7 protein-coding genes and 1 pseudogene are annotated in these 14,305 nt (G+C 69.8%); 5 read left to right on the top strand and 3 right to left on the bottom strand.

All coding sequences use genetic code 11. The features are described from left to right. Window positions 1-1,144: 1,144 nt before the first annotated feature. Window positions 1,145-1,603, bottom strand: coding sequence for a DUF2563 family protein (locus IG78_RS0125400; RefSeq protein ID WP_030567109.1), 459 nt, complete (start codon window positions 1,601-1,603; stop codon window positions 1,145-1,147). Between the two features lie 493 nt (window positions 1,604-2,096). On the opposite strand from IG78_RS0125400, the pseudogene IG78_RS51610 reads away from it, so the two are divergent. Next, a pseudogene (locus tag IG78_RS51610) lies at window positions 2,097-2,536 on the top strand (hypothetical protein); the annotation flags it as partial. A 429-nt stretch (window positions 2,537-2,965) separates the two neighbouring features. On the opposite strand, the gene mycP reads toward IG78_RS51610, so the two are convergent. Next, window positions 2,966-4,222, bottom strand: coding sequence for a type VII secretion-associated serine protease mycosin (gene mycP, locus IG78_RS0125385; protein ID WP_030567106.1), 1,257 nt, complete (start codon window positions 4,220-4,222; stop codon window positions 2,966-2,968). 22 nt (window positions 4,223-4,244) lie between these two features. Continuing rightward, entirely contained in the window at window positions 4,245-5,792 is a 1,548-nt protein-coding gene (gene eccB / locus IG78_RS0125380; RefSeq protein WP_030567104.1) for a type VII secretion protein EccB, read from the bottom strand. A gap of 176 nt (window positions 5,793-5,968) precedes the next feature. On the opposite strand from eccB, the gene eccE reads away from it, so the two are divergent. The 4 genes from eccE (at window position 5,969) to IG78_RS0125355 (ending at window position 14,153) form a co-directional block, all read left to right on the top strand. Next, on the top strand, window positions 5,969-7,312 hold the full coding sequence (gene eccE / locus IG78_RS0125375; RefSeq protein WP_225882207.1) for a type VII secretion protein EccE: 1,344 nt from the start codon (window positions 5,969-5,971) through the stop codon (window positions 7,310-7,312). Further along, on the top strand, window positions 7,312-8,094 hold the full coding sequence (locus IG78_RS0125370; protein WP_030567101.1) for a hypothetical protein: 783 nt from the start codon (window positions 7,312-7,314) through the stop codon (window positions 8,092-8,094). The genes eccE and IG78_RS0125370 overlap by 1 nt, the downstream gene beginning before the upstream one ends. A 284-nt stretch (window positions 8,095-8,378) precedes the next feature. Next, the gene (locus IG78_RS0125360; protein ID WP_051852952.1) at window positions 8,379-11,570 is read left to right on the top strand and encodes an SCO5717 family growth-regulating ATPase; all 3,192 of its coding nucleotides are present in this window, start codon (window positions 8,379-8,381) and stop codon (window positions 11,568-11,570) included. 663 nt (window positions 11,571-12,233) lie between these two features. Continuing rightward, window positions 12,234-14,153, top strand: coding sequence for an ABC transporter substrate-binding protein (locus IG78_RS0125355; RefSeq protein WP_030567095.1), 1,920 nt, complete (start codon window positions 12,234-12,236; stop codon window positions 14,151-14,153). Window positions 14,154-14,305 lie beyond the last annotated feature (152 nt).

Here is a 14,305-nt window from a genome sequence, read left to right as displayed (position 1 = left end):
ATACCGCGTCCCGCCGGGGACTGTACGGGCCCCGTCGGACCACTGACGCCTCTTCCTTCTGCAACTGGCACACGGCCCACCGGACCTGAGGGGACACGCCCCGGCCCCTCCTTCCCAGGGCCTCCCCCACCCGTTCGCCCAGGCGTCGGCGGGACGGGCGTCGTCGGCTTCACATCTCCACCTCGACCAGCAGCACGTGCAGGCGGGCCCGGGAGGGGCAGAGGCGGCACAGGACCCCCGAACGGAGGAGGCGGCCCCCCTACGCCCGTCGGACCAGGAGCAGGAGCAGGAGCAGGAGGCACCGAACCTGGTCCGGGGCTACTCGGCGGGGGCAACGTACCGACGCTGTCAATCGCCGTACGGTGAGGGACCGAGCTGACGGGTGCCAGATTGTCAGGCCGGTCTGAAGACGGGGTCGGCCCGACAGGCCAGTCAGTGGACGGGATCGGACCGCGCTCTTCGTTGCGAGGTACCAAGGGATTTTCCGTCCCGTTGGGGCCCAACGTCGTAACGACGCCCGAGTCGGTGGGGCGGGGTAGCGCTTCTCGCGTGGCACCGGCAGAGTCGGCGGGCGGAGCGGGCTTCCTACCCTCACCGGGAGCGAAACGTCCTCGCTCAGGCCGAGGCACCCCCACATCCGGCATAGCCGAAAACGAAGGCGCCTCCTGCCCCGCCATCTCGTGCTGCGAGACCCGGTAGAACGACGCCAACCGGTTCATCTGGTTGATCGCCTCCTGCCGGTGCTTCTCGGACTTGACGGCGGCCTCGTAGTCCGCGTTGCCGTCCACCCTCTTCGGAGAGGGGATGTCCGCCACCGATTTCGGATCGGTGCGCGTATCCCGTGGTGGCATCGAACCCCGCACGGAAGCCAACCCCGCGCCGGCCGACGCGATCTGGACGCCAGCGGCGTCAGCGAAGTCGGACAGCTTGTGGGTGTCCTTGACGAGGTTCTTGCCCCACTTGCGGAACGCCCGCCCGGCCTCGCCTTCCCAGTCCACCCGGTCGATGTGCTCGCCCAGCTCCCGGGCCGCCGCCGCGATCGCGTCGCGCGCCCTCTGGAGTGCCTCCCCCGCGCTCTCCAGATCGGCCGGGTTCGCCTGCTCGACCAGGTCGATCATGTCGTTGAGCCGGTGCCCTTCGAAGCTCACAGCTTCCACCCCGAGTCGGACTTGTCGCTGCCCTGACCGCCCCGCTCGTCGGTCTTCCCTCCGGGCTCCCGCCCCTCAGGTGTCTCCGCACGGCCGACCTGCGTCTGGATCGCCCAGAAGCGTTGCCGCAAATCGTCTTCGAGGTTGTCGAAGCCGACGTCCGCGCCGTGCACGGCGATGCCCATGGCTTCGATCTGGTCCCCGAGCATCTTCGACAGTGAGGTGAGCCGCTCGTGCACCTGGTCGTACTGGGAGTAGAGGCCGTCGGCCTCAGGGAAAGGGGCCGCCTCGCCGCTGAAGGAGGCACGGGCGATCTTCTGGTCGCGGACCTTGGACGTGCCGCCGTCCGATCCCTCGAACTCGGTGAGGAGCGTGTCGATGCGACGCCGGAACTTCTTCAGCGCCTCTAACCCGCGCTTGAGATCCGCGCCCGCCGACGGCGGCGCGGAACTCATGTACCCATCCTCACGCACGATGCCCCCACCGCTCCCCCTTGCCCTCAACTGTCCCCAAACGCGCGAACGCACCGGGCTGTGACCGCCCGACCATCGCGCGTCGCGCGCTCGTCACTCTAGCCACACCGAGAGTGACATCCAACCGAGCTTTGCGTCACAGCAGTTGCAAAGCAGCCATCAGTCAGAATCGGATGATCACGCTCCAATGGCACACCCGTGTCGAGCCAGGACCGAGAAGCGGAAGGCTTCCGCGAAAGCGTCGTGATTGAGACAACTCGGCGTGACCACGAGCGTGCTGTCACGTTGGGCGGCAAGGCTGCCAGCCGTCCGGAGCGGCCGGTACGTACGGGAGGGGCACACGACCGTGGTGTGGCATCCGGCGGCAGTTGGGCCGCATCGACGTCCTTGACGCCGGGTTCGACGAGCGGGTCGCAAGGCCCGGCGAGAACAACCCCGTGCACCTGCCGCCGCCGAGCCCGGAGAAGGACGGCTGATGGACCTCGACGCGCTCCGGTCCGCCGACTTCAAGGCGCTGGACGACGCCGTCGGTGACTGGTCGACCCTGGTGGGCAGCCTGGACGGGTTGCGGAGGGACGCCGACAACGGTCTTCGGCCCGCCGCCAGGGCGAACTGGGCGGGCGTCAACGCCACCGTCTCGAAGGAGTTCATCGGCAAGACCGCCGGAGAGTTCCAGGACGGATCCTCGACGACGCCACCGAGAGCGACACCTCCGCCGGTAAGGTCCTCAAGGCGATCGCCGACCAGAGCACGCACGGCTTCTCCGAGGCGAAGTACAAGGACCGGGACAGTGCGGTCGCCGCCGTGGACTCGGCGGACGAGTTGTCGAAGCTGGCCAAGAAGGATCCGCAGGACCTCTCGGTCAGGGAGTTCGACAAGCTCCATTCAGGACTGAAGGCTTACGCGCACGATCCGCAGCATCGGGACGTGACCCGTTTCCGCTTCACTGTGGGCCAGCACCCTGAGGGTTACGCGGCAGTGGAGGTCGGACAGAAGTCGTACATCGCTCAACTGATGTCCCATCACCTCGACCCCGCCCTTCCGGCAGACCAGCGCTACGCCCAGGACCCCCAGTTCGTTGTCGAGAACGTGGCCAATGGATCCGGCGAAGTGGCCCTATACACAGGAGCGGGAGCAGTCGGAAAGGCCAATGGCTGCGCTGATCCAGCGCATCCCGACCAGCGCTTGTTCACCAGCATTCAGTCGTTCACGTACGGCCGTGAGGACGCCCGCGCCATGGAGAACCTCATCAAGGCCTACACAAAACAAGTCGAACAGTCGAAGGCCTGCCGCCCGGGCCGCCCGAGGCCCTCCAAGTCGTAGAGAGGTCCCGGCTCGCCGTCGTCACCCGCCCGCGCCGCTCCGGCGCCGCCTCCGCGCATCCCGCAAAGTAACCCCCACCCCACCAAGCCCCACCACCACAACCACGGCCCCCACTGCCACATACGTGGCGAGGCGGGCCGTTCGTTCCTCTGTGGTTTCGCCGAGGTGGAGCCTTGCGGGGCTCGGGGCCTTGCCTCGGGTGATGCCTTCGCGGGACGTGGGTCGCTCGATCGGGTGGTCGTCCTCCGTCAGGGCGCGGACCGGGTCGACCACGCCCCAGCCGACCAGGCGGTCTTGGCCCGGGATGGAGCGTTCGGCGGTCTGCTGGATCTGGGCGGTGATCTGGCGGGTCGTCCAGGTGGGGTGCTTGGCCTTGATGAGGGCCGCGAGGCCGGCCACGTACGGGGCGGCGAAGCTGGTGCCGTTGTCGGAGCAGTGGCCGCCCTCGGGGACGGTCGAGATCATGTCCACTCCGGGGGCCGCCACGTCGACGAAGTCGCCGGACTGGGAGAAGGGGGCGCGTTCGTTGTTGCGGTCCGATGCCGCGACCGCAAGGACACCCTCGTACGAGGCCGGATAGGTCGGTTTCACGTTGCCGCCCAGACCGTCGTTGCCCGCTGAGGCGACGATCACGCGATCCTTGTCGAGCGCCCTGTCGACCGCCTCTTGGAGCTGCGGGGCGGGCTTCACCGCCTTGGCCGTGTCCTGGGAGATGTTGATGACGTCGGCACCCTTGGCGACCGCGTGGTCGATGGCCTGCGCGAGGGTTTCCGTCGTTCCGTGGCCCTCCGCGTCGTTCTGTTTGACGGGGATGATCGTCGCCCGGGGGGCAAGCCCCACGAAGCCCGTGCCCTTGGCGGGGCGGGCCGCGATGATGCCCGCCACGCGCGTGCCGTGGCCGACCGTGTCCGTGGTGCCGTTCGGTTTGCCCCGATCCACCTTGTTGCCGTTGTCGTCCTTGAGGTTCCTGGAGAGGAAGTTGCCGCCGCTGGACGCGTCCACCGCCCGCTTGAGCTGCGGGTTCTTGATGTCCACGCCGGTGTCGATCACCGCCACGCGGACGCCTCTGCCCGTGGACTGACGCCACAGTTCGTCGAGGAGTACGCGCTGGAGCGACCACGGTCGGCCCGTGTACTTCTTGGACGGGAACTCGCACTGGTCCGGGGACGACGGCGCCGCGGCTGCGGGAGTCGCAGTCGTCGCGGCGACAACCAGGGCGGCGGCCACCGTCACGGCCGTCCGCGTCCAAGGGCAGCGGCTTTGGGATGAGTGCGGCATCGTGTTGGCGCCCCTCACGTGATCAAGAACCCTGCGGCTGCCGTGCCGCCGCCGTCGACAGACGAGGGCCCGTGGGCAGGAACTTGGACCAGGCCGCGGGCACCCGGCCCACCTCCGCGTCCCCGTAGCCGAGTCGGGTCTGGGCCTGCCGTGCCTCCTGCTCCTGCTGCTTGCGCTGCTCGCGCTGCTTCTTGGAGGTGCCGATGCCCGCGTCGTCCGTCGCGCTGTCGCTGTTGGACTGCATCGCGTACCGCAGGCCCGTGTCCGTGACCAGGAAGACACCGCCCGACTCGGTGTCCGTACCGGTGAACTGGCGGTAGAGCTGGCCCGAGCCGGGTGTGACGTACGCGCTGGACGAGCCGGTGGGCAGGGGTGCCGGGAAGTCCGGGCCCGTCCACGTGCTCAGCGTGGTGGAGCCGTTGTCGGCGTCGACGTCCCGCAGGACGTTGCAGACGGTGTTGCCGCCGCCGGGCGTGGCGGCGGCCCTCGTCGCGGCTTCGCGGGGCATCCTCGGGCGCCGGGTCGGCCAGGTGTACTCGGCGTCGAACTCCTCGGAGACGGGCTTGATGTCGGCGGCGCTCATGTCGCGGGCGGTGCCGTGCTGCCCGACGCCCTTCAGCTCGTCGCTGCTGAGGAGCAGACGCGCGGTGAAGTCGGAGACAGGGGCCACACGGCGGGGCAGGACGACGTAGTACCGCCAGGTGTCCCCGTCCCGCGCCCGGAGCACCATGCCCACCTTGTTCGCGGCCCGGTCCTGGAGACCCTCGACCTCGGCATCGGCCCCGGGGACGCCGTCCACCCTGGGGAAGACGATCCGGTCGCCCCGGTGCAGCGTGGCGAGCCACTCCCTGGACACACGCTGTGGCGCACGGCCGGAGCCCACGACCGTACGCAGGAGCAGTTCGTTCTCCGCGGAGATCCGGTACGCGTACCCACGCGCGTCGACCACATAGCGGGACTTGTCCGGGCCCACCACGTACAACAGCTCCCCGCCGCGCAGCCGTCCGGAGCCGTCGGTCCTGTCCTGCTCCCGTTCCGCGAGCACGAACGCCGCCTTCTGGATGGCGCGGCCGCCCTGGACGGGCCGCTCGCACACCGCCCAGCGCTTGCCGGAGCCGGCCTCGGACGGGGAGGGCAGCCGGTCGGGGGCGTAGGGGATGCCGATGGTGGCGCCGTGCGGGAGCTTGCCGTTGTCGAGGACGGACTCGTCGACCTTGATGACGTCCCCCTTGTCGGCGTCGAGGAGAAGCCTCGCCGACGCCATGTTGAGGACGGGGTGCAACTGCCGCTTGCCGTCGGTCCTGAGGACGACGTAGCGGGTGGTGGACTTGCTCGCGATGATCACGTGTTCCTTCGGCTTGTCCCAGCCCGGCTTTGCCGCGGGCTTCAACATCCCCCACGCGCCGAAGACAGCGAGGACGACCACCCCGACGACCAGGCCGGGCACCACCCCGCGCAGCGGACGCGGAGCACTCTCCTCCGAGCCCGAGGGCGAGGGCTGAACGAACGCCGCGAGTGCGCGGCGCTTCGCGAAGGTGTAGGCGTTGAGTTCGTCGCGGCGTGATGCCATGTGTGACTGCTTCCCCCCTGGCGGCGCCGGGGGTTCGCGCCCCCGCCCCTCAGTTGTCAGACCCAGCGCCTACTATGCCTGTTGTGTAATCGCGCGTGTGGGGTGGGTTAGGTTTCGGGGCTTCAAGCGCCTTGCACACCGAGGCAATTCGGGAGATTCAACAGGGGGGTGGGCTCATGGCTTCCGGCACACGGACGCGCGTGAGGGGGCGGTCGGGACCCGGAGTTCAAGGATCTCCCGGGGGCGCCGCACCGGATGCCTCGCAGCCCGGGACGCCGGTCGTCCTGCGTCACCGCTCGCCATCGGCGCGAGGGGGGCCGTTCCGGCTGCAACGGCTGGTCCTCGTGGAGGTCGCGGCCGCCCTGCTGGTGACCGGATGGGTCGTGGGAGGCCCGGCCGTCGCGCTCGCGGTCGGCGGCGCGGCAGTCCTTGTGCTGCTGGCTCTCGTACGCCGCCACGGGCGCTCGTTGCCCGAACTTGCGAGCGCGTCACGGGCCTTACGGGTACGTCGGCGCCGCGCGGCCGAGACGCCACCACCACCGGGGACGGACCCCGCGTTCGCCCCGGCCCTGGAGTGCGACCCCTCCTTGCGGACGTGCACCCATCGCGGTCGGGACCGGCGCGAGGTGGGAATGGTGGGCGACGGGACCTTCCTGTCCGCCGTGCTGCAGATCGAGTCGGACGGCACCGCTCTGCGCGTCGAGCACAGTCGCCGCCCCCTGCCGCTCGGCCTGGTGCGGGACGCGCTCGAAGTGGACGGGATCCAACTGGAGTCGGCGCAGATCGTGCTGCACACCCAGCCCGCGCCCGCGCTGCATCTCCCCCAGCAGTCCGTGGCCGTCAGCAACTACGCACCCCTACAGGCGCAGACGGGCGCGCCCGCAGTGCGCATCACCTGGGTCGCCCTGAAGTTGGATCCCGAGCTGTGCCCCGAGGCCGTGGCGGCTCGTGGCGGCGGGCTCGTCGGCGCGCAGAAGTGCGTGCTGCGGGCCGTGGACCATCTGGCGAGCCGCCTGGCGGGCCAGGGCTTTCGGGCGACGGCCCTGAGCGAGGAGGAACTCACCACCGCCCTCGCGACCTCGGCCTGCGCCAACCCACTGGTGACGGCACAGTCCGGCCGCGACGACATGCCGCAGCGCAGGACGGAGGAGTCCACGCGCGCCTGGCGCTGCGACAACCGCAGGCACACGACCTACTGGGTGCGCCGCTGGCCGCAGTTGGGAGGTTCGTCCGGACCGGCGATGCCTCAGCTCGTCACCTTCCTCACCGCCGTTCCGACCCTCGCGACGACCTTCAGCCTGACCTTGAGACGTGACGGGCACCGGTTGCGGCATGACGGACACCAGGAGGTCTCGATACGGGGCCATGTGCGGGTGACCGGGCGCAGCGACTCCGAACTGGAGGCCGCGCGCCGCGCGTTGGAGCAGGGTGCCCGGCAGGCAGGGGCCGGTCTCGTACGGCTCGACCACGAACAGCTCCCCGGAATGCTCGCCACTCTGCCGCTCGGGGGAACTCGCTGATGGCCACGACGCCAACGACCCCCGGCTCCGGCCCGAGCCCCGCGCCCCCGCAGCCGTCGGGCGGCTCCAGGCTCCGTGCCGTCGTCCGCGGAGGATTCGGGCTGCTCGGGCCGCGCCACGGCCATCACGCCCTGTCGGCCGAGCAAGTGGACACGCTCGCCCTGCCGATAGGCGACGACGGTGTGGTCGTCGGCACGGACGCGCAAGGCCACCCCGCGGTGCTCGGGTTCAACCGGCCCACCCCGTACGACATGCTGCTCATCGGCGGGCTCTGGACAGCCCAGGTGATCGCCCTGCGGGCCGCCGCCACCGGGGCCCGGGTAGCCGTGGAGACCGGCCGCGCGGCGGCGTGGGAGCCGCTCGTACGGGCCCTCGGGGTCGGGCCGAGCGGAATGTCCGTGCATGACGTGGGGCGGGTGCCGCCGCAGGGGGCGTCGGCCGGTGGCCCGGTGCTCGTCGTGCGGGACTGCGGGATGCGGCCGCCCAGGGGACGGGTGGTGTCGGGGCCCTGGCAGTCGGTGCTCACGCTGCTTCCGTATGTGAGTCCGGTGGCACCCCGGCTCATCCGGCAGGCACGGCTCGTCGGGCTGCAGCGGATCTCGCCGGACGAGGCTGCGCAGGTGGGGCGGGCCCTCGGGCTTGCGCGCGAGCAGGTCGAGTCGCTGCCGACGCTTGCCGACGGAGTGACCCTGTGGTGCGCCGAGCGCGATCGGCAGTACGTCGTGACGCAGGGCACCGACATCGAGACCGGCCTGCTCGGGACCGCGCGCAGGATGGACTGAGCCCGAAGTTTTACGCGATTCATCACCACCTGACCGATTTGTTCAGCACCTCGACGACAAGACAACCGCTCCTGAGTGAGGCGTGACGTAACGGTCGCTCACCGGCAGGCGGACTGGCCTGCCGTGCTCCCGCTTTTGGTGATTAGGCTGGGACAGGGCGCGACGCCAGAACCCGCGAGGGAGGTGTGCGCGTCCCGCACACGGGGAGAGCCAGGCGGATCGGACGACAAGAACGGTCGCCCCCCACCACGGCACGAACGTGCTCGACCACACCAGGAGGCATTGTGAACAGCGATCGGGACAAGATCCGCGACGGCTGGGACACACCCGTCGACGATCAGTCCGACGCGGAGTCCGCTGCCGAGACCACGGGCGAGTTCACCATCGACTACGCCCCGCCCGCCTGGTACACGCAGAACGCGTCCGGCAGTGCGGGGGAGACGCCGTCCGCCTCCCCCGCGTCCACGCCCGAGGCCCCTCCCGCCGCCACCACGCCTCCGCCAGCGCCGACTTCCGCGCCCGCTTCGGCTCCGACCTCTGCGGCCGCGTCCGCGCTCGCGGAGTCCGGCGCCCCCGCGCCTACCCCCGACCCGGACACGCCTCCCCCCGCCCCGGCCACCGTCGTGCCCAAGCTCCCCGTCGGCAGTGGGTTCCAGCCCGCGCCGCCCACGGGAGAGCCGCTGGCTCCGCCCGTACCGCCGACGCCGCCTTCGACCCCGCCGCCGTCCGCCCCTCCGGCCACGCCTCCCGCGTCCGCAGGCGCGGCGGACTGGAGCGGTGCCGTCGCCGGGGTCGCTGCCTCCGTGCCCGTACGTGGCGTGGGCGAGGCAGACTCGGCCCCTGCCGTCCCTCCGGGCACGGACCCCCGCACGGACCAGCGGGAAACCACCGCCCCGGCCGCCCCCGTCGCCGAGAGCCTGGGTGGGGAAGACCTGGAGAGCGGGGCCACCATGCGTTTCTCGCCCGCCGCGCTGCGCCGCGAGCTGGCCGAACGCGAGGCGGCCGCCGGTACGTCCGGAGACGAAGCCTCGGCGGAGGCGGCCGATGCGGGTGCGCTTGTCGCGCCTTCCTCGGGTACCGACACCGGTACCGATGGCGAGGCCGATACCGCCAAGGGGGACGGTACGGACGACGTTGCCGAGGGCGAGGGTGACACCCCGGAGGCTGACGCCATGGCTTCCCCCACCGCAACTGCCCTCGGGGGCGAGGGTCCCGGGGATGAGGATGCGTCCAACGCCAAGGACCACAAGAACGCAGAGGGCTCTGAGGGCTCTGAGGCCTACGAGAACGAGGCTGGCTCCGAGAACGAGGTTGGGTCTCAAAACGAGGCTGGGTCCGAGAACGAGGCCGCCATCAGTGCCGTGCCCACCCCCGCAGCACCCGCACCTGCACCTGCGCCCGCACCCGCACCCGCAGGGGACTCCGTCCCGGCCGCCTGGACTCCGCCGCCCGCGCCGGAGAGCGGGCTGCCGCCGCTGCCGCCCGCGTTCCAGCCCGCGGCGCCGACGCCCGCACCGCAGTGGCCCGCGCCGACGCACCCTCCGGCCGCCGCTGTACCCGCTGCCCAGAATGACCAGAACGAGCAGCCGGTCGAGCCCGAAGCCCCCGTGCACCAGCCCTCGGCGCCGCAGCCCCTGGCACCGCAGACTCCGGCGCCGCAGCAGCCCGCCCCCCAGGCGTGGTCCGCGCCGACGGCGCCCGTCGCGCCCACAGCGCAGCCGCCCGCGCCCACGAGCCCGTACGTGCCCGCCGCGCAGCCGCCGGAGGCACCCGTACCCGGGCCGCGGAGCGGGTACGGCTTCCCGACTCACGGCGCGCCCACGGACACGCCCGCTCCCACGCAGCAGAGCGGGTACGGCTTCCCGACCCCCGACTCCCCTGCCCCGCAGCCAAGTTACGGCTTCCCGCAGGCACCCCAGCCGCAGGCGCAGCCTCAACCGCAGACCATGCCGCCCACCGAGGCCCCCGTACCGCAGCAGACTCCACAACACCAGCACCAGCAAGAGCACCAGCCGCAACCGCAGTTCCCGGCGCAGCCGGGCCCGTACCAGCCGCAGCCGTCGCAGGCCCAACAGCAATCGCAACCACAACCACAACCCCAGCCGCAGCCGCAGCCGCAGCAGCCCTTCCAGCAGGGCCAGTTCCCACAACAGCAGCCGTATCCGCAGGCACAGCCCATGCCGCCTGCGCAGCCGCAGGCGCAACCGTTCCAGCAGGGGCAGCCGGGGCAGCAGGGGCAGCAGGTTCCGCAGAGTGCTCAAGCTCCGGTGGATCCCCGTACGGGGGCGGCCTGGCCGCAGCCGGTGCAGCACGATCAGCGTGAGCGGACCAATCCGGGGGCGCCGCTGGGGTACACGGCCGCCGTCGAGCTGTCCTCCGACCGGCTCCTGAACAACAAGAAGCAGAAGACGAAGAGCAACCGGCCGGTCGGCGGGTCGCGGTTCAAGATCGGCGGCAAGAAGGAGGAGGCGGAGCGGCAGCGGAAGCTGGAGCTGATCCGTACGCCGGTGCTCTCCTGCTACCGCATCGCGGTGATCTCGCTGAAGGGCGGTGTCGGCAAGACGACCACGACGACGGCGCTCGGTTCGACGCTCGCCAGCGAGCGGCAGGACAAGATCCTCGCCATCGACGCCAACCCGGACGCGGGCACGCTCGGCCGACGGGTGCGGCGGGAGACCGGGGCGACGATCCGCGACCTGGTCCAGGCGATTCCGTACCTCAACTCGTACATGGACATCCGGCGGTTCACGTCGCAGGCGCCGTCCGGGCTCGAGATCATCGCGAACGACGTCGATCCGGCCGTGTCCACGACGTTCAACGACGAGGACTACCGGCGGGCGATCGACGTACTCGGAAAGCAGTACCCGATCATCCTGACGGACTCCGGGACCGGTCTGCTGTACAGCGCGATGCGCGGGGTGCTCGATCTCGCCGACCAGCTCATCATCATCTCCACACCGTCCGTGGACGGGGCGAGCAGTGCGTCGACGACGTTGGACTGGCTGTCCGCGCACGGATACGCGGATCTGGTGTCGCGGTCGCTCACCGTCATCTCCGGGGTCCGGGAGACCGGGAAGATGATCAAGGTCGAGGACATCGTGTCGCACTTCGAGACGCGGTGCCGGGGGGTGGTCGTCGTTCCGTTCGACGAGCATCTGGCTGCGGGGGCCGAAGTCAATCTTGACATGATGCGGCCGAAGGTGCGGGAGGCGTACTTCAATCTTTCGGCGTTGGTGGCCGAGGATTTTGTGCGGGCGCAGCGGGTTCAGGGGTTGTGGACGTCGGACGGTAATCCGCCGCCTCGGGTGGCTCCGCCCATGCCTGGGCAGGGGTATGGCGGGGTCCCCCCTCAGGGCGGGGGGGCTTCTGCCCCGGGCGGGGCGCCTGGGTGGCAGGGGGCTCCGGCTGGCCCCGTTCCGCCCGCCCCCGGCTACTCGGCGCCGGAGGTTCCTGGTCAGCCGCCGCAGCAGCAGTAGGTACCGCAACCACGAGGGCCCGCACCGCACCGGTGCGGGCCCTCCGCGTTGCCGCACCCCGGTGCATGGGGACGCGCTATACCCCTCCGCCCACAGAACGGATACCCGGCACATGGGCTGTGCCCACCCTCCCCCAAGCTCTCGGCTCCGCTCGAGCAGGGAGGTACCCCCCTCGCCCCTGGCGGACCAGTTGCCCACAGGGGAGACGGGGGCGGCGGTGGGCCGTGGCCCGCAGGGGAATGGCAGGGCGGCGGAAGCCGCCCACTACGCGAGCACGGCCATACCGCCACGACCCCGCCACCCCCACAAACGGAAAGGCGAAAACCGTCAGCGCAGGCGGCGCCACGACCCGCCACCCCCACAAACGGAAAGGCGAAAACGCACAAACACCGCCAGAGGCGCTACCACGCCCCACCCCTCCCAAACCGCCACCGAATTCTCACGCCATCCTCTGGCCAGCACAGCGTCAGTGGTATTGACCAATGCGAGTGAAATCCCGGTCAACTCGTTATTTCCGCAGGCCACATGGGGTTCACGTCCCGTTGACGCGCGATGACCGGCGCTGATACACACACATCAACCACCTGACGTTTCTTGATCGCGTACCCGTAAGTAGCCGTAACCAGCCATCTCTGTGCAAGCGATGACGCGAGGTCACCGTCCATGGATACACAAGATCAGCACGGCAGAACACGAACACGGACACGGACACGAACAACACGGACACGGACACGGACACGAACGCGCCCCACCCGCCTCCACCCCCGGCTGCCCTTCCTGGCAGCCGCAGCCGCGGCCGCCGCATTCACCCTCACGGCAGCCCTGGCCACCCCCCTCAACCCGGCCCCCCAACAGGCCGAGGCCAAGGACGACGGCAAGAAGACCCTCACCGTCGCGGTGGCGCAGAGCGTCGACTCGCTCAGTCCGTTCGTCGCGCAGCGTCTGCTCAGCACCAGTGTTCACCGGCTGACGTACGAGTATCTGACGAACTACGACCCCAAGGACAACCACGCGGTCCCGGCATTCGCCACGAAATGGGAGTCGTCGGCGGACAAGCTCACCTGGACGTACACCATTCGGTCGAATTCCAAGTGGTCGGACGGGAAGAAGGCCACGGCGGAGGACGCCGCCTGGACGTTCAACAAAATCATGTCCAAGGAAGGCACTGCCACAGCCAACTCCAACTTCGTCACCAATTTCAAGAAGGTGACGGCTCCCACCCCCACCAAGCTGGTCATCGAGCTCAAGAAGCCGCAGTCGACCATGGCGGCGCTGGATGTCCCGATCGTTCCCAAGCATGTCTGGGAGAAGGTCGACGACATCTCGAAGTTCAACAATGACAAGGATTTCCCGGTGGTCGGGAACGGCCCGTTCGTGCTGTCGGAATTCAAGGTCGACCAGTACGTGAAGCTCAGGGCGAACAAGAACTTCTGGCGGGGCGCGCCGAAGTTCGACGAGCTGGTCTTCAAGACGTACAAGGACCAGGATGCCGCCGTCGCGGCGCTCAGGAAGGGCGAGGTGTCGTTCGTGGCGGGCCAGCCGGCCCTGACGCCCGCGCAGGCGAACGGCCTCAAGGGCGAGCCGGACATCAAGGTGAACAACGGCCCGGGCCGCCGCTTCTTCGCCCTGGCGACGAATCCGGGCGCGCGCACGCGGGACGGCAAGAAGTTCGGCGACGGCCACCCCGCGCTGCTCGACAAGCGGGTGCGCCAGGCGCTGTTCCTCTCCGTGGACAGGAAGGCGATCGTCGACAAGGTGTTCCAGGGCAACGCGGTGGAGGGCGCCGGGTACATCCCGCCGCGCTTCTCGGAGTACTCCTGGAAGCCCTCGGCGGACCAGGAGCTGGGCTACGACCCGCAGCGGGCGGCGAAACTCCTCGACGAGGCCGGGTACAGGAAGAAGGGCAGCAAGCGCGTCGGCAAGGACGGCAAGCCGCTGGACTTCCGGATCCTGTGCCACGCGACCGACCCGAACGACAAGGCCGTCGGGAAGTATCTGAAGGAGTGGTGGGGCGATCTCGGCATCGGACTCAAGGTGAACTGCCTCGACGACGTGTCGGTGCCCTGGTACGCGGGTGAGTACGACCTTGCCTTCGACGGATGGTCCGTCAACCCCGACCCTGACTTCGTGCTCGGCATCCACACCTGCGCGGCGCTGCCGGAGAAGGCGAAGGAGAGCGCGGCGACGGACAACTTCATCTGCGACAACAAGTATGACGAGCTGTACGAGAAACAGCTTGCCGAGTACGACCCGGCCAAGCGTGCCGCGCTCGTCAAGCAGATGGAGTCGTGGCTGTACGACTCGGGCTACATGAACGTCATCGCGTACCCGAACGCCGTGGAGGCGTACCGCACGGACCAGATCAAGTCCATCACCACCATGCCGTCGGCGGCGGGCAACATCTACGGGCAGGACGGCTATTGGAGTTGGTGGTCGGCGGTACCGGCGAGTGGGAAGGGTTCCTCCGACGGCGGCAGCTCGACCGGTGTCATCATCGGTATCGCCGTAGCCGCGGTGGTGCTGGCAGGCGGCGGAGCCCTGTTCGCCATGCGCCGCCGCTCGACAGCAGACGACCGTGAGTGACGGGTATCCGACCATGCCGCGAGCAACCGCGAGTACCGCATGAACCACACGACTGCACCCGACCACACAACGAACCACGCCACACCACCCGGGCACACAACGAACCACACCACACCACCCGGGCACCGCACCGAGCACAAGACCCCCACGAG

The organism is Streptomyces aureocirculatus, from assembly GCF_000720475.1.
Taxonomy (GTDB): Bacteria; Actinomycetota; Actinomycetes; order Streptomycetales; family Streptomycetaceae; genus Streptomyces; species Streptomyces aureocirculatus.
The sequence above is the reverse complement of the archived record's forward strand: the minus strand, read 5'-3'. Positions and strand labels throughout refer to the sequence as shown.